This window comes from Arthrobacter sp. MYb227 (genome assembly GCF_002975435.1).
GTDB lineage: Bacteria > Actinomycetota > Actinomycetes > Actinomycetales > Micrococcaceae > Paeniglutamicibacter.
In genome coordinates this window covers 1-21,076 of record NZ_PCPT01000020.1, presented here as the reverse complement: position 1 = coordinate 21,076, position 21,076 = coordinate 1, and the positions used below count along the sequence as shown (strand labels likewise).

Sequence of the window (21,076 nt, the reverse complement as noted above, 5' to 3'; positions counted from 1 at the left end):
GACGACGGTGCCGCGGGGGGATGGCTAGGTGCAAGTGGTTGGGGAATTACTTGCACTTAGCCTGCCGAGTAAACGAGGTTTCCGTTTGAAATGGTGTGTGCCGTGCGATTTTCACGTAGCGCATAGATGTCGTCGGTGACTGGTTGTTCCAGGATGCAGACATCGGCAAGGAGCCCTGGTTCGAGGCGCCCCTTACGAGTTTCGGCGTGGTCTTGCCAAGCTGGCATTGAGGTCATCATGGCCAGTGCTTGAGCAAAATCGATTTTCTGTGCGTCTTGCTGCTCGGCCGGGCCCGCGGTGCTGTCACGGGTGATCGCAGCAATGATCGACTCGCGCCAATCGGGGCTGGTCACCGGGGCGTCCGAGGCAATATTTGTGGGTATTCCTGCGTCAAGGAAGGAAGCCAAGGGTTGGTGATTATTGAATCGATCGGCACCAAGAATAGTTTTCATTAAGGCACCGGCTTCGGCACGGATCGCCGGGTTGGTGCTCAGTCCCACGCCGTGGTCGGAGAAATCCTTGAGTGTTTCGTTCAGGTCCCCGGCGCCGCTGAAACCGCCATGGATGATGTAGTGGCGGGCTTCGCGGTCATCGGCCAGCTGGGCCGCAGCGATGGCGCGGATTGCCGCGGCGGTGGTGGCATCGCCGGTTGCGTGGATTCCGGCTTGGAGTCCCGCCGCGTGGATGTTGCTGATGATCCGGTGTAGTTCGGTTTCGCGTGCTGCGTCGGTGTCGCCAATAATGACCATGCTTCCGTGGGTGTGTCCACAGGGGGTCTGATAAGGTTCGCTCATCCAAGCGGTTCCGGAGCGTGGAATTCCGTCGGCAAAGATCTTGACCCCGGCAATACGCAGCTGGTCTTCACTAATGCCGCGTTCGCTGAGGCTGCTAGGTAGATCCGAGGCTAGTCCCGTGCGGGTGTCTTCGGCATTTGCGCCGCCGGTGGAGGAGAAGAGCAGCAATGCGTTGATGCGCAGGCTTAGTTTTTCTTCGACCGCGAGATCGGCTAGTAGTCGCAGGCTGCGGGTGGCGGACGAGCCGCCAAAAAGTCCTTCTCCCCCGGGGCCAAGTCCCGGTTCGGTCAGTGAAGTGATGCCCAGCGAATGCAGGAAGTTTTGGTGTTCTAGGATGCATCGGCGGACATCGGCGTCGGATAGCTGCGGGATCACCAGGCCGGCCAGTTCTACTGCTGCATCAACCAGCAAACCATTGGCGCTGCCATCGGCGAATGTTCCCACGACGCCATCGGGGTACCCGTCGGTGTGATTTTCGAGTTTGGCTAGGCGTGCTGCGGTTTTATTCAGCAATAGCTGGTGTCCGGTTTGGTCGTAGGCGACCACCGGTGCATCTTCACGCAATCCATAAAGGTACTCCGGCCCGCCTGAGCCCAAGATGACGTCATCCCATCCGTGAGCACGAATCCATCCATCGTTTGCGGGTGTAGCCGCCTGCAGGATTGCCGCGACTTCGTCCCAGCTTTGTGCATGTTGGCTGCCGACCGAGAGGGTTCCGTGTTGGGAGACGGCTGATTCGACGAAGTGCAGATGCCCGTCGTTGATACCCGGCAGAACAGCTCCACCGTTCGCGTCAATGATCCGGGTGTTTGCTCCGATCAGCGATTCAACTGCTTCATCGCCTAAGGCAATGATTTTGGAGCTCTTGATGGCCAATGAGGTGGGTGCGGCACTTGCGTTGCCGGTTCCATGCAGCTGCCCATTGACCACTACAAGGTCTGCGTATTGGTCGGTGACTGTCATTTGCGGCTCTCCCTCACTGATAATCTGCGCGTCCTGTTGTGATGCAACTTACTTCTCCCACTAGAGTATGTCGTATGACTGAGTCATTTGACCAGAACTTTTGAAAAGTTTCTTTTCACCCCCTCCTCCGAGGTGTCCGTAGGATGGGAAGACCTCACAAAGAAAGGTGTCAGCACATGGCGCACATATCAATCCAGGAACGTAGCCATCAGTTTGTTGAAGCTGCGGCCCGGGTCATCGCTCAGGAAGGACTTACCGCCGCGACAACACGGCGGATTGCCGCCGAAGCGGGTGCACCACTTGCCGCCTTGCATTACTGCTTCCGGAGCAAGGATGAGCTGCTTGATGAGGTCTACAATTTCCTCAGCCGAGACTATGCGCGCGAGCTAGATCCAATGCCTCAGGGGCTTTCGTTAGAAGAAGCGGTATCCAAACACGCACATAGAATTTGGCGTCGCATGCTCAACACACCCCATGAGCAGGTCACCACATTTGAGCTCCTACTGCGTCAAAGCCGGCTAAACGACAACGTCGAGTCGCAAAAATCCATTCAGCTCAATAGGTCCATGTATCAGAGCTGGATCGACTCAACCGAAGCAATATTCCGCGCCGGGGCAATGGTCTCCGGAATAGAAAACCCCATTGGACTTGAAGTCATGGCGCGGGCCTTCATCGCGAATATCGATGGAATTAGCTTGCAACACCTTTCGGACCCAAATGAGGAGCGCTCGTGGGAATTGGTCGAAATCCTGATCGACTCAACGACGCATCAGATACTTAAGCGAAATGCGGTGGGTGAACAGCCGTAGAAAGAGCGGAAAACCCTGCTGAAATGTGCAGCGTCGGGCAATCCCCAACGCGCTCCAATCACTCCCACCGGCACCCGCAATTGCAAAGGATCGGCTAAATCGCGTCGGCAACGCTCGAGTCGGCGCAGCCTAATCCATTCGGAAACGGTATGTCCGGTTTCGGCAAAAAGATGATGCAGGCTACGCAATGAGATGAAATGGGCATTGGCGATACTTCCGGGGCTTAGTTCACTATCAGCAAGATGCCGATCAATGTAGTCCTGAATTTGCCTAATGTGGCGCGCCTTTCCACCATCAAGAACGCCGGCCCGTTCATGTAGCTCGCTGGCCAACACCGTACCCAAAACATCGACGACGTTTGAGGCAAGGCGTCGCCCAATAGGCTCTTCTAGGCGCGGAAAAACATGGGCCAGCTGCGTCAAAAATGGTGAAAGTGCCGCTCCTAGCTGATTTTCAACGCCAAAACCGACTGCGGTGATTTCGGAGGCATCTCCTGCCGGCAACCCCAACAAATGCTGCGGGAACATCAGCACCAGGGTGCGGGAGTCTTCCTCAAAGAGCAGTGTGTAGGGCTTCTCGGTGTCATAGATCGCCATATCCCCGGGGCGCAGTAACGTTTCTCGGCCATCTTGAAGAAGCAACCCATGACCGCCAAGCTGCAGATTTAGTTTGAATTGCGGTGTGTCTCCGGCATCCAACAAGTCGCCGGTACGGCGCACCAAATGTGCGTTTGCCGCAACCTCCATGACTCCAACGTCACCAAATTGGGCACCGGCGATTTTGCCGGAGAAATTTCCCGGGCGTATCTGTTCACAGTGCAGCGGGACAAATGACTCGGAAACCAATGATTTCCAAGCACCAAATGATTCCACACGCTGAACGTCATACATAGGCGCAGTCCTTCCACGGGTCAACAACGCCACCATTCCTCGCCGAACGATTAGCAAGGGAGGTGAGTGCTGTCACATTTGAATCAATGTACGCCCTAGTTCACGCAAAGTCACGTTTATTCTCCCGTTGGAGTCAAATAACTCTAGGGCCCCGCACTCACAAGGTTCGTAGTAGCTGCAGTTGCAAATCCAACTGTCGCTGCAACTGCGCCGGATCATTGAAATCCGCATCCAGCACCGCAACCACCTGCGCGCCCAACAGGAAAGTCAGCAACGATTCAACGCTTACATCCAGTGGCAGGGCCTCATCCACGGACCCTTGACCCACCGCTTGGCTAATCCAGGTACGAATATTGGTGCGCCACTGCACCATGGCCTCGTTGTTTGCCTGCGCGAACTCGGCCTCGTGGATCGCCATCTGCCAAAACGGGATGATCACCCTCGCCTCATCGATCCGCTCGACATCCAGCGGTAGCACTTCCATGCAAAATTGGCGCAGCGCCTCCAGCCCTACCAACCCCTCGATTGCCGCATCGACGCGGGCATTGGTGCGACCAAAGACGTAGGTGAAGGTGGCGCGCATCAGGCTGGCCCGGGTGGGGAAATACGGCTTCAGCGCCCCGTTGGCAAAGCCGGCTTCCGCCGCAACATCGCGGAGGGTTACTCCCTCGAAGCCGCGCTTGGCTATGACCCTCCAAGTAACTTCAACAAGTTCGAGGCGTCGGGCATCATGGTCAACAATCTTAGGCATGCCGCCCATCTTACGGGCTTTGACCCTGCACCCAGCGCCTCTCCGAGCATTACCAACCCAGACCTTGCGGGTGATCACAATCACGGCTATTATCTACACTCAGAGAATATAAACGTGGCGAGGGTCACCGCACCCCACGCATCGCCGCAAATCTGGATCCGAAGAAAGGCACCCCCATGACAGTCGACAGCTCCACCGGTCAGCTCGTTGAAACAAGCCCCTACGCAATGGCAACCAGCGAGGAAATCGCAGTGGTCCGCGAAGTCCTTGCCGACGCTGGCCATTTCCCGGACACCGCACGCATTGCCTACCTGGGTCTAGAAGACCCCATCCGTGAGGCCACCGAAGTTGATCGCCGTTACCGCGTATTCCTGCTGGACACCTCCGGCGCCAATCCCAAAGACATCGTTGTCTCGGTAACAAACAGCAAGATCGAATCCCTCACCACACTGGACACCGCACAAGCAGGCGAATTGCCGGTCCTCGAGGAAGAATTCGAAGTTGTTGAGGAACTCCTCGCAGCAGATCCGCGCTGGCTCGAAGCACTTGCCAAGCGCAATCTCGACGTGACGAAGGTTCGCGTCGCACCACTTTCGGCCGGCGTCTTTGAATACCCCGAAGAAGTCGGCCGCCGCATCCTGCGTGGCCTAGCTTTCTACCAAAACTTCCCCGAGGATTCAGCTTGGGCACACCCCATTGACGGACTCGTGGGCTACGTCGATGTGACAAACCGCAGCGTTGATCAGGTCATCGACCTCGGCGCGGTGCCAATCCCCGAAGAACACGGAAACTACACCGATCCGGAACTCACCGGCCCATTGCGCACCACGCAGAAGCCAATTTCCATTACGCAGCCCGAAGGCGCAAGCTTTAGCGTCGAGGGCGGGAACCACATCGAGTGGGAAAAATGGAGCCTTGACGTCGGCTTCGACGCTCGCGAAGGCCTGGTCCTGCACAACATTTCCTTCGAAGACAAGGGACAGCCGCGCCGTATCCTCAACCGCGCTTCGATCGCAGAAATGGTCGTCCCCTATGGTGACCCATCCCCGGTGCGTAGCTGGCAGAACTACTTTGACACCGGAGAATACTTGGTTGGGCAATACGCAAACTCACTGGAATTGGGTTGTGACTGCCTGGGCGAAATTCACTATATCTCCCCGGTCATCTCAAATGCCCGTGGCGAGGCGCGCACCATCCGCAACGGCATTTGCATGCATGAGGAAGACTGGTCGATCCTTTCCAAGCACTCGGATTTATGGACAGGGATCAACTACACCCGTCGCAACCGTCGCATGGTGATTTCCTTCTTCACCACGATCGGCAACTACGACTACGGCTTCTACTGGTACCTATACCTCGATGGCACCATCGAATTCGAGGCCAAGGCCACCGGCATCGTCTTCACCAGCGCACACCCGGGCGGCGACTACCCCTACGCTTCGGAAATGGCACCCGGACTCGGTGCCCCCTTCCACCAGCACCTCTTCGGCGCTCGGCTCGACTTTGCCCTCGATGGCGGCCCTGGCCGCGTTGAGGAAGAAGACGTGGTACGCGTGAAGACCGGACCAGAAAACCCTCGCGGCAATGCATTCACTCGCAAGCGCACGGTCTTTACCCGCGAATCCGAGGCAATCCGCGATGCGGATTCCTCGATCGGTCGCACCTGGGTGATTTCCAACCCGGAGTCCGAAAACCGCTTGGGTCACCCGGTGGCCTACAAACTGCACCCGCAGGGCCAGCCAACATTGCTAGCCGACGAAGGCTCCTCAATCCACCGCCGCGCAACATTTGCCGCCAAGGCACTGTGGGTTACCCCGGCGACCAATGAGGAACGCTACCCAACCGGGGATTTCGTCAACCAGCATTCGGGCGGCGCGGGCCTGCCCGAGTGGGTCAAGAAGGATCGCAAGATCGATGGCGAGGAGATCGTCGTCTGGCACACCTTCGGGCTCACGCACTTCCCACGTCCGGAAGACTGGCCAATCATGCCCGTTGACACGGTCGGCTTCAAGCTGCGCCCCGAGGGCTTCTTTGACCGTTCGCCGGTCCTGGATGTGCCGCTGCCAACCCCCGGCGCTTCCTGCCACAAGTAGGAAACGGCCATCATGACGACGATTCACGCGGGTGTCGGTCTCCCGGCACCCGTCGGTGAACCGGTAGCCCCACGGTATGCTCCGGTTCGTGGGCGCCTGGTGGCTCGGGTCATCGCCTTGCTGGCGGTGGCCCTGGGCCTTGCCCATATTTGGGTGCTTATTGCCTTCCCACATGGTGCAGCAATGAGCATTGTGCTACTTGGCATGGTGGCATTCTGTCTGAAGTGCGCCCATGGAGCCTGGAAAAACCCGCGCGCGCTCTTTGAGCTGCTGCTCATGTCGGCGTTGATGTCCATCGTTCACATGTTTATGGCGTTAGGGTTCGGCGGACACGTGCACGGCGCTACCGAATCCGCTGGCAGTGCGACAAGTGCGGGAATTGCCATGCTGGCCGTGGCAGCTGCCGAGCTCGTCATGGTGATGCTCTGCGGTATTGGCATGCGACGCGGCGCGGCCCAGGGCTAAGCATTCGCTTGGGCCAGAGAGCCCGCCGGGCGAATTCTAGGTGTTCATCTCGGTGAGAGACTCTACCCCCAGTCGTGCGGCGATCCCTGCCAGCAACAGTTCGAGGGCGAAGGTGTAGTTTTCATCGTCCGGAATCTCGGCCATGGCACTCACCGAGGCCACCGCCAGTGGGTAGTCGCCCACCGAGATTCCCGCATAACTTTCAACCCAGGCCCGATCGTCCTGTGAGGATTTTTCGCCCAACAGCAGCAACCCAGCACTAAACCCGGTCCAGGAAAGCATGAAGTCGGCGCAGGCACGGTGAATCCGTGCCGCGTCTTTTCCTTTGAATCCTGCTCGATGCAGCGCCGCAAGCATTGCCTCAACAAATTGCAGCTCACCTTCCTGCCGCGTGACCCGGAGCGCGGCAAGCGTTGCCACCTGCGGGTATTCAAGGAATCCGGCCCGTGCCCGTAGCATCAGGTCGCGTAGTGATGCCACCCAGCTCACCGAGGGTGCATAACCTTCCATGCCGCGAGCCAAGACTCGGTCCGCGAGCGAGAGCAAGAGGTCATCTTTGTCTGCAAAATGGCGGTAGAGCGCGGTGGGATCGGCGCCCAATTCCTTGCCAATTTTGCGGAAAGACAGGGCATCGGGTGCTGTTTCCGCGGCCAAGCGCAGGCAAGCATCAAGGATTACCTCACGGCTCAGACCTTGGGCGCGGCGCCTTCTGGGCGTCCGTGCGCCGTTAGCTGTACTCTCCATAGCCTCAATCTTCTCCCGTTCAACCAACACAACAAAGTCAACGGTGTTGACTTTAGGGCATTTTTGCGATTTTATGAACTAGGACACACGCTGGCTGACCGGCATCCACAGCACGAGCTTTGAGAGGGCACTAGTGAGCGAGACCTGGCTTTTCCATTCCGGAACCATCTTCGATGGAAACAAAGTCTTAGACCCCGGCCATGCCGTAGCAATACGTGACGGCCGCATTCTGGCAGTTGGTCCCGAAGCTCAGGTACGCCAGGAACTCCACGCGCCAACCCATGACATTGACCTCGGTGACCGCACCCTCTCCCCCGGCTTTACCGACGCCCACGTCCACACGCTCATGGGCGGAGTCGAGTCCCTTGCCTGCGATCTGACCCAATCGCACGGCATCAACGCCACTCTTGAAACAATTAGCGCTTACGCCCGGGGAACCGATGCCAACTGGATCACCGGCGGGGGCTGGTCGATGAGCGATTTTCCCGGCGGTACTCCCACCGCCGCATTACTTGATGAGGTAGTGCCACACAAGCCCGCGTATCTCATCAACCGCGACCATCACGGGGCATGGGTCAATACGGCTGCGCTCGCCTTGGCCGGGATCACCGCCCAGACCCCCGACCCATCCGATGGCCGCATCGAACGCGATAATGAAGGTAATCCCACCGGAACCCTGCACGAGGGAGCCATGGATCTGGTCAATACCTTCATCCCGGCCCACCGGCCAGAGACGCTACGCGCGGGATTGCTCGCCGGGCAGAAGTTCTTACATTCGTTCGGCATCACCGGCTGGCAAGAAGCAATCCTGGGAGAGTATGCGGGCTACACCGACGGCTCGGAAACGTACCGCGAGCTCTACGCCCAGGAACTGATCACCGGACAAGCAACGGGCGCCTTGTGGGTGCCACGCGAAACCACACTGGCAGATATTGATGCCCTCGTTGAAAACTTCCTGGCCCGCCGGGACCAGAACGCTGCCGTAGGTTTCCGTACCACCACCGCCAAGATCATGGTCGATGGAGTAGCCGAAAACCAGAGCGCAGCCATGCTGGCGCCCTACCTCCGCAGCTGCGATTGCGCAGATGACAGAGGCGAAAACTCCGGCCTGCAATACCTTTCTACAGAGGTCCTCAATGCGGTTGCCGTGGCACTTGATGCAGCGGGATTTGACCTCCACCTTCACGTCATCGGCGATGCCGCGGCCCGCTTGGCCCTGGACGCGTTAGAGACAGCCCGCACCGCCAATGGTGCCACCGGTGGACGCCACCACCTAGCGCACCTGCAAATCATTGACCCGGTCGATGTGCCCCGCTTTGGCAAACTTGGCGTTGCTGCAAACGCTCAGGCACTTTGGGCCTGCAACGATGAGCAAATGCTGAAGCTGACCAACCATATTCTGGGCGATGAGCGGGTGAGCTGGCAGTACCCATTCCGCTCGCTCATAGATTCCGGTGCACCCCTAGTCATGGGCTCGGATTGGCCGGTTTCCACCCCCAACCCGTTGGCGGCAATCCATGTGGCGGTCAACCGCACTGATCCCGAAGCGCCGCAGGTCGAACCGCTGGTTCCGGCCCAAGCCATCAGCGTGCTCGAAGCCATGCGTGCTTACACCGCCGGCAGCGCCTGGATTAACCGCGATGATCAGGGTGGCAGCCTGGCCCTCGGCACCCGAGCAGATCTTGTCATGCTCGATGCCGACCCATTCACCATCGACCCTGCCGATTTGCATGCTGTGGGGGTGGAACTCACCCTCGCCGCTGGGCGGATTGTCTATGAATCTGCCAACACGCGCGTCTAAAGGGCCACCGGTTCCCGCTTATTTTCTTTCTCCCCGCTTTACACCGAACGTCCGTTCAAGACCGGCCACATTCATGGGGCCAGTAACGCACGTTCACCCAACGCATACAAGGAATTATCGTGACTATCTCCGAAATCAAGGGCATCCCCGTGTCCTATGACCATATCGAAGCCAACATCCCCGACTCTGTCATTAATGCCTCCCTGGCGGGCACCGATTATGCCCCCTACTGGCTCCAGCATCCCGACCGCCCGGCAGCGCTGCCGGCCCTCGAAGGCAGCATCTCCACCGACCTTTTGGTCGTTGGCGGCGGCTACACCGGTCTTTGGACCGCGTTGCAGGCCAAAGAGGCAGACCCAAGTCGCGACGTCGTCTTGATCGATGCCGAAACCATCGCTTGGGCAGCCTCCGGACGTAACGGTGGCTTCTGCGATGCCTCGCTAGTGCACGGCGAATCCAATGGCGATACCCACCTGCCCAAGGAAAATGCCCGGCTGACCGAGCTTGGGGCCGAAAACTTGGCCGGCATCGCCGAAACCATCGAAAAGTACAACATCGACTGCGACTACTGGGAAACCGGCGTGCTGAACGTCGCCACCGAAAAACACCAGGTCCCTTGGCTCAAGGAAGAAGCCGAAGCCCACCCCGAGCTGCCGTTCTTGGATGCAGATGAGGTCAAGACCTACATCAACTCCCCGCTCTTCGAGGGTGGTACTTGGGATAAGACAACCAATACCTTGGTGAACCCAGCCAAGCTGGCGTGGGGTCTGCGCCGCGTCTGCCTAGAGTTGGGCGTACGCATCTTTGAGCACACCAAGGGTGAGGGGCTGGAATCCTCCGATGCGGCAATCACCGTACGCACAGGTGCCGGAACCATCAACGCCCAGCGTGTGGCTCTTGCCACCAACGTGTTCCCTTCCTTGCTCAAGCGCCACCGCCTGCACACCATCCCGGTCTATGACTACGCGCTGATGACCGAACCGCTGACCGAAGAACAGCGCGCGGCCATCGGCTGGGATGAAAACATGGGCCTGGCGGATATGAATAACCGTTTCCATTATTCACGGCCCACCATCGATGAAAATGGTGGCTGGCGTATCCTGTGGGGTGGCTACGACGCCGTCTACCACTACGGACGCGAGGTCAAGCCGGAATACGACCACAATGAGGCGACCTACCGCAAGCTTGCCGCACACTTCGTGGGTACCTTCCCCCAGCTGGAAGGCATCAAATTCACCCACGCCTGGGGCGGTGCGATTGACACCTGTAGCCGCTTCTTCGCGTTCTTTGACACCTCGCACAATAACCGCGTTGCCTATTGCGCCGGGTTCACCGGGCTCGGCGTGGGTGCCAGCCGCTTCGGCGGCAAGGTCATGCTTGATCTGCTCTCCGGTACCAAGACCGAGCTCACCGAGCTTGAAATGGTCAAGAAAAAGCCAATGCCCTTCCCTCCGGAGCCGGTCGCCTGGATGGGCGTCAAGCTGATGACTAACGGCCTGATCAAGGCGGATAGGAATGAAGGCAAGCGCGGCCCGTTCCTCAAGGTGATGGACGCCGTTGGAATGGGGTTTGACTCGTGAGCAGCAACAATTTTCCGCACCTGCGCGGCGGTGAAGCACTGAATATTAACCGGGTCCCGCTCATCCATGAACAGGTGCCCGCGGACCAGTTGGCGCTCCCGGAAACCACCACCGGGTTCGTGGAACTTGGTTCCATTGGCGGTACCGACTTTGGCATCTGGGAAATGAGCACCGGGTCAATGTATGACGTGGAGGCCGAGGAAATCTTCATAGTTGTGGCAGGATCCGGCACCGTGGTCATCGACGAATTCAAGGGCCACCCACCGCACACCGCAACACTGAGCCCGGGAACCATCATGCGCCTTTCCGAAGGCATGAAAACCACCTGGACCGTCACCGAAACCTTACGCAAAATCTATCTCACCCCCACCGAAGAACACGGGAGCAATTCATGAGCACCACCCAGGGCCACCAGTACATTAATGGCGCCTACCGCATCGGTTCGGGTCTCCCCCTTGACCGCATCAACCCGGCAACCGGGCTTGTCGATGTCACGATGGACATCGCCTCAATCGCCGATCTTGAAGATGCCGTTGCGGCGGCCGCGGCAGCCTTCCCGATCTGGTCAAGGCTCACCCCCGGAGAACGTTCGGATTACCTCCTAGCGTTTGCCGCGGAACTCAAGACCCGCGCCCATGAGCTTGCCGATCTGGAAACTCAGCAGACCGGCAAGTCAACCCGTATGTCACACGAGTTCGATGTGCCTGGCACCATCGATAACGTGAACTTCTTCGCCGGAGCGGCACGCCACCTCCAGGGTCAGGCGGCTGGTGACTACGCGGGAAATTCAACCTCGATGATCCGCCGCGAGGCAATTGGCGTGATTGGTTCCATCGCCCCCTGGAACTACCCGCTGCAGATGGCGGCGTGGAAGATCCTTCCGGCCATTGCCGCAGGAAACACGATCGTGCTCAAGCCATCTGAAATGACCCCGGCCACCTCGCTGATCTTCGCCGAAGCGGCCACTGCAGCAGGCATCCCCGCCGGAGTCATCAACGTGGTCGTGGGTGCGGGGCGAGAAATCGGTGAGGCCTTGGTCCGCCACCCGCAGGTTGCCATGACTTCCTTTACCGGCTCCACCCCGGTGGGTCGCCGCATTATGGAGATGGCCTCGGAAACCGGTAAGCGCGTCCACCTGGAGCTCGGCGGCAAGGCACCCTTCGTGGTCTTCAAGGATGCCGATGTTGAGGCCGCAGCCCACGGCGCCGTGGCAGGTTCCACCATCAATGGTGGCCAGGACTGCACCGCGGCGACTCGTGCCTACGTGCATTCCTCGCTCTTTGAAAAGTTCACCTCCCGCGTGGCCGAGCTCATGGATTCCATGGTCGTTGGTGATCCCACCGACGAAAACACCGATATGGGTTCGTTGATTTCCTTTGCCCACCGTGCCAAGGTCTCCGAGATGGTTGAGCGTGCCAAGGCCGCCGGCGCTACGGTACGCGCCGGCGGTATTGCCCCGGATCTGAGCGGTGCCTTCTACCGCCCAACCCTAATCACCGGTGCCACCCAGGATTCGGAGATCGTGCAGGATGAGGTCTTCGGACCGGTCCTGGTGGCGTTGCCCTTTGAGAGTGACGATGAGGCACTTGCACTGGCCAACGACACCCCGTTCGGGCTGGCCGCCTCGGCCTGGACCAAGGATGTCAACCTTGCCATGCGTGCGGCTGCTGAAATTCAGGCCGGTTGTGTGTGGATCAACGAGCACATCCCGATTGTTTCGGAAATGCCACACGGTGGTTACAAGGCTTCGGGTTTCGGTAACGACATGAGCATGTACTCATTTGAGGAGTACACAAACATCAAGCACGTACTGATTTCTCACGATACCGACGTACATAAGGAATGGCAGACAACTGTCTTCAAAAAACGCTAAATCCTGCGGCTAGCACGCCGGTTTTCAAAGTACTCGTACGCTGTTTTAAGTCCCGGAGACCAGCAATAATGCCCGGGGTGAGCAAGAAATATTCTTGCTCACCCCGGGCAGCTGTTTTTCTTCGGCAACGACGAGAAACCAACCGCATACAACCCCAAACCCCTAACTTTAATAAGAATCATTCTCTATTTGTGGTTTTATTGGTGGAGCACACCTCGCTCCAACTAGCCGGAAATGGAAACACTTATGGGCGGACACCACCACGGACAAATTCTCATAGACCCCTCGCGCAGGCGTCGGGCGAATCTAATCCTATGGATACTACTTGCACCCATTGGCATAGCGGCCCTACTTGGCAGCATTCTTCTCTGGCCCACAGGAACCGAGATCCAACCCTTAAACGATCCCTACGGAACCGGGCCGGGCGTCAGCATGGCAACCGGAACCGTCACCGAGACTCGGACCGAAGCCTGCCCCTCGAGCATGGGTCTGGAAGAAGTCGGCGGCAAGGAACTGAGCTGCGAAATTTCATATATCACCCCAGCTACAGGTGGTGCAGTCTTCGCACTCGAGGTACCGCCGGAAACCGTCAAGTCTCGTCCGCTCAAACCTGGCGATCACATCAAATATCTTGATCTCTCTGGGGTCAGTTCCGACTCGTCGACTCCCTACGTATTTGTGGACTTCGTCCGCACAATCCCACTGTCAATTCTCGCCATCGGCTACGTGATTGTTGTCTGCCTCGTGGCTCGCTGGCGGGGAATACGTGCACTACTGGGACTTGTTGGCGGGCTGGTCTTCATTATTCTCTTCATGCTCCCGGCCCTCATGGAAGGGAAATCACCACTACTGGTCGGCCTTGTCGGGTCAACGGTAATCATGTTCGCGGCACTCTATTTTGCCCACGGGTTCTCCGCCCGCACCTCCACCGCACTGCTTGGCACACTCTTTGGCCTGGGTGTTACCGCCGGCATCGCCGTATGGGCAAGTGATGCGGCAGCGCTTACCGGCGCCACCAGCGACACGTCCATCACATTGAACACCGTCGCACCCAACCTAAGCCTCTCCGGCCTACTCCTATGCGGATTACTCATCGCGGGACTGGGCGTATTAAACGATGTAACAATCACCCAATCCTCGGCCATTTGGGAACTAGCCGAAATTGCACCAAACTCAACCGCTCACCAGCTTTTTACCTCCGGCATGCGCATCGGGCGCGACCACATAGCCTCAACCGTCTACACCATTGCGTTTGCCTACGCCGGGGCCGCGTTGCCCATCCTAATTCTTTCAAGCCTTTACGATCAACCGCTAGTGGACTCCTTGAGTACCGGAGAAATGGCCGAAGAAATCATTCGGATCCTCGTTGGCTCTATTGGACTCGTACTTGCCATCCCCGTCACTACCGCAATAGCCGTTGCGGTAGTGAAGGCGACCGGAACGAGTGTCGAGTCAGAAGAGCCCAGGTCTCGCGGCCGCCGTGCCATGCGCGTATAAGGCACCGGCGACCACCGCCACAGCATGCGCTCCAAGAATGGTTGACGAAACCCAAACCCTTTAATGCGAATGATTCTTATTTAAGTTACTGTGTAGTCCTGACACCCACCACATCATGATCGAAAGGACATCAGTCATCGTTCCCGCAAAAATCATCCGCACCTTCACACTTACATATACAGTGCTGGCCCTCACGGCTTGCGGCAGCCCCGCCACCGTGGAAAAACCCACAACGTCGGCCCAAATTCAGGTGCTCAGCAGCACCAATGTTTATGCAGACCTCGCCCAGCAGATCGGCAAAGAACTGGTCAAAAGCACCTCGATCATCAGCTCCTCCGCTCAAGACCCGCATTCCTATGAGGCATCGGCCCGCGACAAACTCGCCATGAGCAACGCCGATCTCATCATCTCTAACGGGGGCGGGTACGACTCTTTCATGGACACACTGGCCACAGACTTGAAGGTCAAAGATCAGAGCTTCCTCAGCGCCCTTGAATACTCGCAGCACAACCAAGAATCGGCAAAGGCCGCGCCTCACGACGAGCACTTACATGAAACCGAGACGGAGCACGCAGAACATCAGCACGCGCATTCCGGTACCAATGAACACATTTGGTACGACCCTGACTCCATGAAACACGTTGCCGAAGAAATCAATATTCGACTTGCGGCACTCACACCGGAAAAGAATGATTTTTTCACGGCAAACACCGCGGCCCTACTCAAGGAACTCGACGCCCTAGAGAACAAGATCCACGCGCTCGAGCCTAAGACCACAGATCTGCACTTCGCCATGACCGAACCGGTACCCCTGCACCTCCTCACGAGCCTTGGCATGGAAAATTCAACACCCGCAGGGTTCAGCGAAGCTATCGAGGGAGGCTCCGGTGTCTCACCGCGAGCGTTCAAGGAATTCAGCACATTGCTCGAAAACGGAAAGATCGATCTGCTCGCCTACAACCCGCAGACCGCCTCCCCACAAACCGAGCGACTCAAGGCCCTAGCGCTGAAGGCAAACATCCCGGTCATCGACTTCCTGGAAACACTTCCGGCAGAGCGTAGCTACACGCAATGGATGGAAGAAAACCTCGCTGCCCTCGAAGCAAAGCTGGGCTAGTTCCAGGCACCCGGCACAACAGTGGGGGGTAAGAGATTCACAAGGAATCTCCCACCCCCCCACTGTTGTGCTGTTTATCGAGCCAAAGACTCTACGGAGCCACCTCACCCTTGGGCCAGCGCAGCAACGCGGCGATTCCAACACCTTCGGGAAGTACTCCCTCGGGAACATACCTAATGCTTGCATCGGTCATCGCGGTGGCCCGCAACAACACCTCGGGAGCCGGCCAAGAACCTATGACAAGTTCGGCATGTTGATCGGACTCTTCACCGCTGAGCCACGGTTCGGCAGTCAACGCAATCAGCGATTCATCGTCCTGATACTGATTGACGAGAATTGTTGCTGCCTGTGCCTGCTGCAATGCCTCGACCACCTCGGCAAACCCAACGGCAAGTTCCGCCGTACCATTTGCATGCTTGGCTGCAACCTTCTCGGAAAGTGCCTTCAAGTCCGCCTCAAGCACACCCTCAACATGGGCAGCAACTGCCGCAGCAAACGCATTTTGATCGGCGCCGCCGGTACGGGTGTGCTGATCCAGGGTGGTGGTAATCGATTTACTGGCCACAGCCAACTGACTAAGCACCAATTCACGAGCCTTGACATCACCGGCCAACACAATCAGCTTTGCATAGTGTTCGCGAGCCAGCTCGTCGATTTGTTTGGCAAGATCATCAGCGTTCCGCCGCCAAATTTCCTCGGTATTAGAGCGGTTTTTCGGTTCATCGTACATACCCGGCACCTTACGGGCATGGTGTGCTTCATCCGGGTTCCCACTGACCGCACGACTTTCACCAGCGCCCTGAACCGATGAATGATACAGGCGTACCTCTCCCCCATCACGACCGGCCTCGGCCACCAGGTAGGGGAATTGTCCACCACGAGCCCGTGCCAGTGGCACAAGGTTAGGGAAGGGTCCACAGTCAACATCGGTGGCCTCAACCTTAAGTCCCTGAATCAGCTCATTGAGTACCACTTCCCCGTTATTCACTGCTACAAAGCGTGCAACGGGTGCCGGGTAACCGGTGGCGGAGGTGAGTGCTTCTTTCATTGCCTGAATATCGGCATCGCTTGCCTGTTGCGAGGCTAGGGTTTTACCAACCGACTCGGGCAGTGCATCCGCGGCCTCATGTGCCGCGGTGGTTCCTAGAGATGCGTCGAAGAGTGCCGTACACCATTGGCCCTCTCGACGATAGAGCGAAGCGTCGATTCCTGTGGAACCTGCGCGTGATGCCATGGGGGGAACTCCTTCCCACGCGGTTTTCCCGCGTGCCGATGCGATCCGTTGCCCCACCGTAGCACCGGAACGCACCCGTATGAAAGGGTTGTTTTTTACTCATTCTCCTCGGTAGGATGCAGCGGGCTTTACGCCCGCTCACCCACCCTCGGTGTTTCTAGAGCCCCAAAATTGATGTGGCGATCAGGAAGTAAATAATCAGCCCCGCGGCATCAACAAATGTTGAGATAAATGGGTTGGAGAATACTGCCGGATCGGCCTTCACTGCCTTACCCAGCAACGGCATCAGCCCACCAATGCTCGCGGCCATGGTGCATACTCCAAGCAGGGTTAGTCCGATGACGGCTCCGATGGGCACGGTGAAGACTGCTGCGGCAATCCCAAAGCCCAGACTTCCTAAAAGCAATCCCAGCATTGCGCCAACCCGCACCTCACGGGCAAAGACCTTAAAAACATCCTTGGGGCGCACATCGCCCAACGCCAGAGCACGGGTAATGGTGGTTGCCGCCTGGTTACCGGTATTCCCCCCGGTACCAATGAGCAGCGGGATAAACAAGGAAAGCACCACTTGTTGTTCAAGTGTTGCCTCGAAGGCGCCAATGACCTGAACCGTCAGTGTTGCGCCAAGGGCCAGCACCAGCAGCCAGACCACCCGGGCACGCACAATTGAACGCACCGGAGTCGCTAAGTAGGGCCGGCGCAGCGGTTCGGTACCACCGGAACGTGCAGCATCCTCGGACTCGGCATCCTCAAGAATCTGCAGCGCATCATCAACCGTCAAGATGCCCACCAGCCGGTCCTCGGCATCAACAATCGGCAGCACCAAAACCTTGGCATCTGCACAATAGCGTGCGGCTTCCTCGGCATCCATGGTGGCAGGGACACTCAGCGGACTTTTCATAATCTCGGAAATCAGTACATCGGATTCGGCTCGCAAAACATCGCGCAGTGAGACCACACCCACCAGGTGTCGCCCGGTATCTGTCACGGGAATTGTATAAATGCTCTCTGCATCATCGAGCTGGCTCTTGACCCGGGTGAAGGTCTTATTCACCGTCAATTCCGGGTGGGTGATCACAAATTCGGGGCTCATGAAGCGGCCCACCGAGCGCTGCGGATAACCCAACACCGTGGAGGTGAGCATGCGTTCTTTTTCGCTCAGCCCGTGAATCAGTCGGTTGGCAAGCGATGCTGGAAGTTCATCGAGCAAAGCCACCCGGTCATCGGGGCTCATTTCCTCGAAAACCTCGGCAACTTCGGTGTCTTGCAACCCGGTGACTAGATCCGCCTGCAACGCGGCATCGAGCCGTTCAAATACCTGTAGTGCCCGGTCCTTGGACAGCGTACGGTAGGCAAGCGCACGCTCAATGGTGTTCAGCCGCTCAAGCTGTTCGAGGGTTTCGGTGACGTTTAACGGTTCTAAAACCCGCGAAATGTCCGCAACGTTGTGTGCGTTCAGCGCCTTGACTAGCGCCTCCGCATTTTCTTCGAAAGTAACTGTGGGAGATTTGATCATGATCTTCTGATCCCCTATTCGGTGCCGCACACACAACCGAGGCCACGCGTATTTGGTGCGTGGATGAGGTGGCTAGCGTATGCATAAGGTGGAAAGGCGTACGATGCAATACCGCAACCGCACCAACCACTAACACGCAGGGATCCTGAACGGGGAATCACAAACGTAAAAGTACTTTGAAATGGCCCGAAAAATGCCGAGTTCTCGGCAATGTACTCAAACGTTGCCAGAACAATTATCCGGCAATGCTCAGGGAGCTTAGTGAGTGTGGACCAATGATTCCCGCGAGGTGCGGTGTGGCTCGTGCGGCGAGGTAGATCGACTATGTCCGTCGTCCATGCGAGCGATCACCTCTATCCGTCTTCGGGGAATTCTTCTTCCGGGGCCCAGCAGCTACCGCAAATGCTCAGCTGCGGGGCAACTAGCACGGTAAAACTGCTCACTAACCCTCATCCTAGGGCTAAACCCCGCGAGATTACCAAAATCGTGTCGGGAAACACCTCATACACCATGGTTTTGCGCTGCCAGCGTTTCCGAAAGGCAGAATCCTCGCAGCCTTCTCGCCCCCCCGGGGAGCAGTGCGCTTCACCCGCGTTTTCCGAGCGATGTTATAGTCTCTGGCCTGAGGCAGTGGAAACCCAATAGCGCCTGGTACGTTCCTGGCCCACCTGCACTATGTCATCGAGCACTCCACCACATCTCGTAATGGTTTTGGCCGATGCAAGATTTTCCTCGGCGCAGGTCACCAACGCATACTCGGTGCCGCGCGCGGCAAGCACATCGAGGGAACGGTGCAGAATCTGCCCGGCATACCCGCGGCGCCTAAACTCGGGACGCACCGCATACCCAATATGTCCACCCACATGCAACAAGTCACTGGTCAGCTCGTACCTAATGGAGGTTCGTCCCACCAGAGTACCGTCAACAAATGCACCTAAGAGTGCCGACCGTACCCACCCCTCGGGCAAACCGATGCCTTGTTCGTGAGCGTTGAGCTGCTCAAGAAACTCACCGAAGCCCCGCTTGGAGGAGTATCCCAAGAGGAAGTCGAAATCATCGGCGTCAAGCTCTCGCTGCGCGGCAAGCGCGGCGTCGGCATCGGCAAGTTCAAGGGGACGCAGGATTAGCATGGGCATCACCCTAGCATTTTCCTCCGCCCCCCGGTTCACCATCCGGCACGGTGCTCAACTCATAGGTCAGCTGCTGATTAGCATTCGATGACGTTCACGGCCAGGCCGCCCATCGCGGTTTCCTTGTACTTGGAGCTCATGTCCTTGCCGGTTTCACGCATGGTGATGATGACCTCGTCCAGGGTCACGTGGTGCTGCCCATCGCCCATCAATGCCATCTTTGCCGCGTTGATGGCCTTGGCCGCGGCGATAGCGTTGCGCTCGATGCACGGGATCTGCACGAGTCCACCGATCGGGTCGCAGGTCAGGCCCAGATTGTGCTCCATGGCGATCTCCGCGGCGTTTTCCACCTGGTCCACGGTGCCACCGAGGATTTCGGCCAGCGCACCAGCGGCCATCGAAGAAGCCGAGCCAACCTCGCCCTGACAGCCAACCTCGGCACCGGAGATCGAGGCCTGCTCCTTGTAGAGCACCCCAATTGCGGCAGCGGTGAGCATGAAGCGCACGATGACATCCTCGCGTTCCTCCTGGTTCCAGTATTTGGCACCCGGTGCGTAGTGGGTCGCGTAGAACATCACCGCGGGGATGATTCCGGCGGCTCCATTAGTGGGGGCCGTGACAACCCGACCACCGGAGGCATTTTCCTCGTTGACGGCAAGGGCCACCAGGTTAACCCATTCCTGCCAGAACACCGGGTCGCGATCCTTGTCCTCCTTGGCCAGGCGCTTGTGCCATTCGGGGGCACGGCGACGGACCTTCAGCCCGCCGGGCAGTACTCCCTCGCGCTCCAGCGCCGAGTTTTTGCAGTCCTCCATGACCTGCCAGATGTGCAGCAGGCCCTCACGAATTTCTTCCTTAGAACGGTAAGCCTCCTCATTGGCTGCCATGACCCCGGCAATCGAGAGCCCGGTGGTAGCGCAGTGCTCAAGGAGTTTTGCCGCGGTGCCAAACGGGTAGGGCTGCAGGTTTACTGCTTCCTTAAAGTTTTCGGCAAGCTTATCTTCGGCACCATCACGCACGATGAATCCGCCACCCACCGAGTAGTAGGTTTCTTGGATCAGCGTATTGCCCTGCGCATCAAGGGCTGCAAGCTTCATGCCGTTGGTGTGCCGCGGCAAGATGGTCAGCGGGTGCTGAATCATATCGGCTACCGTGTAGTCCAGCTCGCAGCCCTCCCCCAGCGCACCGCAGAGGTTTAGCTTGCCGCTGGCTTCCATGCGCTCGAGGCACGTATCGACCTCGGCGGGAAGAATCTGCTCCGGCTCATACCCCTCAAGGCCCAACATGATTGCGGTAAAGGTTCCATGTCCGCGCCCGGTGGCAGCCAAGGATCCGTAGACATCGACCTTGATCGAGGCGGTCTTGGCAAGGAAATTTTCACGCATCAGCTTGACTGAAAACGCATGTGCCGCACGCATGGGGCCCACCGTATGCGATGAAGACGGGCCTATGCCGACGGTGAAGAGGTCGAAGACGCTGATAGCCATGAAATGACTTCCTTTACGAGGGGATGTGATGCCGAGTGTTTGGTCGGGCGATAAATGCGGGGATGTGCTGTGATGCACGCCACGACGGTAGATGCAAACACCGCGAGCCCGGGATCTTATGAATCCCGGGCTCGCAGCGTTGCAACTGGTGAAGCCGGAGATTAGGCCAGCTTTGCCAGTTCCGGGTAGAGCGGGTGTGCGTTGGCCAGGGCCGTCACACGATCCTTCAAGGCGGCCAGGGCTGCCTCATGGTTTTCCTGGGTACCTGCGATGAGGGTTTCGGCAATGATGTCCGCAACCTCCACAAAGGCGGCCTCGGAGAAGCCACGGGT

General features: G+C 58.1%; 17 protein-coding genes and 1 pseudogene. 9 read left to right on the top strand and 9 right to left on the bottom strand.

The window, feature by feature from the left end; all coding sequences use genetic code 11:
* Positions 1-56: 56 nt before the first annotated feature.
* Positions 57-1,757, bottom strand: a complete 1,701-nt coding sequence (locus tag CQ018_RS19610; RefSeq protein WP_105551699.1) for an amidohydrolase — start codon at positions 1,755-1,757, stop codon at positions 57-59.
* 176 nt (positions 1,758-1,933) lie between these two features.
* Here CQ018_RS19610 and CQ018_RS19605 point away from each other — a divergent pair, with 176 nt between their 5' ends.
* Positions 1,934-2,566, top strand: coding sequence for a TetR/AcrR family transcriptional regulator (locus CQ018_RS19605; RefSeq protein WP_105551698.1), 633 nt, complete (start codon positions 1,934-1,936; stop codon positions 2,564-2,566).
* On the opposite strand, the gene CQ018_RS19600 is transcribed toward CQ018_RS19605, so the two are convergent.
* On the bottom strand, positions 2,527-3,456 hold the full coding sequence (locus CQ018_RS19600; protein WP_105551697.1) for a helix-turn-helix domain-containing protein: 930 nt from the start codon (positions 3,454-3,456) through the stop codon (positions 2,527-2,529). The genes CQ018_RS19605 and CQ018_RS19600 overlap by 40 nt on opposite strands.
* A 157-nt stretch (positions 3,457-3,613) precedes the next feature.
* Positions 3,614-4,207: a TetR/AcrR family transcriptional regulator gene (locus tag CQ018_RS19595; RefSeq protein ID WP_105551696.1), complete on the bottom strand. Its 594-nt coding sequence runs from the start codon at positions 4,205-4,207 to the stop codon at positions 3,614-3,616.
* 176 nt (positions 4,208-4,383) lie between these two features.
* On the opposite strand from CQ018_RS19595, the gene CQ018_RS19590 reads away from it, so the two are divergent.
* Together CQ018_RS19590 and CQ018_RS19585 are read left to right on the top strand one after the other, a co-directional pair.
* The gene (locus CQ018_RS19590) at positions 4,384-6,300 is read left to right on the top strand and encodes a primary-amine oxidase (RefSeq protein WP_105551695.1); all 1,917 of its coding nucleotides are present in this window, start codon (positions 4,384-4,386) and stop codon (positions 6,298-6,300) included.
* A gap of 12 nt (positions 6,301-6,312) precedes the next feature.
* Positions 6,313-6,765: a hypothetical protein gene (locus tag CQ018_RS19585; protein ID WP_105551694.1), complete on the top strand. Its 453-nt coding sequence runs from the start codon at positions 6,313-6,315 to the stop codon at positions 6,763-6,765.
* 36 nt (positions 6,766-6,801) lie between these two features.
* Here the strand turns inward: CQ018_RS19585 and CQ018_RS19580 are convergent, their stop codons facing one another.
* Complete coding sequence (locus CQ018_RS19580) at positions 6,802-7,509, bottom strand: TetR/AcrR family transcriptional regulator (protein WP_105551693.1); 708 nt, start codon at positions 7,507-7,509, stop codon at positions 6,802-6,804.
* A 133-nt stretch (positions 7,510-7,642) separates the two neighbouring features.
* On the opposite strand from CQ018_RS19580, the gene CQ018_RS19575 reads away from it, so the two are divergent.
* From CQ018_RS19575 to CQ018_RS19550, 6 genes are all read left to right on the top strand, one after another.
* Positions 7,643-9,310: an amidohydrolase gene (locus tag CQ018_RS19575; RefSeq protein ID WP_105551692.1), complete on the top strand. Its 1,668-nt coding sequence runs from the start codon at positions 7,643-7,645 to the stop codon at positions 9,308-9,310.
* A 125-nt stretch (positions 9,311-9,435) separates the two neighbouring features.
* Positions 9,436-10,890: an FAD-binding oxidoreductase gene (locus tag CQ018_RS19570; RefSeq protein ID WP_258142792.1), complete on the top strand. Its 1,455-nt coding sequence runs from the start codon at positions 9,436-9,438 to the stop codon at positions 10,888-10,890.
* Positions 10,887-11,285 (top strand): cupin domain-containing protein, encoded by a 399-nt coding sequence (locus CQ018_RS19565; protein ID WP_219844094.1) that lies wholly within the window; start codon positions 10,887-10,889, stop codon positions 11,283-11,285. The genes CQ018_RS19570 and CQ018_RS19565 overlap by 4 nt, the downstream gene beginning before the upstream one ends.
* A complete protein-coding gene (locus tag CQ018_RS19560; protein ID WP_105551690.1) occupies positions 11,282-12,763 on the top strand; it encodes a gamma-aminobutyraldehyde dehydrogenase in 1,482 nt (493 codons plus the stop codon). The genes CQ018_RS19565 and CQ018_RS19560 overlap by 4 nt, the downstream gene beginning before the upstream one ends.
* Before the next feature lie 234 nt (positions 12,764-12,997).
* The gene (locus CQ018_RS19555; RefSeq protein WP_258142791.1) at positions 12,998-14,260 is read left to right on the top strand and encodes a YibE/F family protein; all 1,263 of its coding nucleotides are present in this window, start codon (positions 12,998-13,000) and stop codon (positions 14,258-14,260) included.
* 115 nt (positions 14,261-14,375) lie between these two features.
* Entirely contained in the window at positions 14,376-15,377 is a 1,002-nt protein-coding gene (locus CQ018_RS19550; RefSeq protein ID WP_105551688.1) for a metal ABC transporter solute-binding protein, Zn/Mn family, read from the top strand.
* A gap of 91 nt (positions 15,378-15,468) precedes the next feature.
* On the opposite strand, the gene CQ018_RS19545 is transcribed toward CQ018_RS19550, so the two are convergent.
* The 5 genes and pseudogenes from CQ018_RS19545 to CQ018_RS20685 form a co-directional block, all read right to left on the bottom strand.
* Positions 15,469-16,611 carry a hypothetical protein gene (locus CQ018_RS19545; RefSeq protein ID WP_105551687.1) on the bottom strand — a complete coding sequence of 381 codons (1,143 nt, stop codon included), beginning with the start codon at positions 16,609-16,611 and terminating at the stop codon, positions 15,469-15,471.
* A gap of 157 nt (positions 16,612-16,768) precedes the next feature.
* Positions 16,769-18,127, bottom strand: a complete 1,359-nt coding sequence (gene mgtE / locus CQ018_RS19540; RefSeq protein WP_105551686.1) for a magnesium transporter — start codon at positions 18,125-18,127, stop codon at positions 16,769-16,771.
* A gap of 608 nt (positions 18,128-18,735) precedes the next feature.
* Positions 18,736-19,263, bottom strand: a complete 528-nt coding sequence (locus CQ018_RS19535) for a GNAT family N-acetyltransferase (RefSeq protein WP_258142790.1) — start codon at positions 19,261-19,263, stop codon at positions 18,736-18,738.
* A gap of 71 nt (positions 19,264-19,334) precedes the next feature.
* Positions 19,335-20,744, bottom strand: coding sequence for an L-serine ammonia-lyase (locus tag CQ018_RS19530; protein ID WP_105551685.1), 1,410 nt, complete (start codon positions 20,742-20,744; stop codon positions 19,335-19,337).
* A gap of 161 nt (positions 20,745-20,905) precedes the next feature.
* Positions 20,906-21,076 (bottom strand): annotated as a pseudogene (locus CQ018_RS20685) (serine hydroxymethyltransferase); the annotation flags it as partial.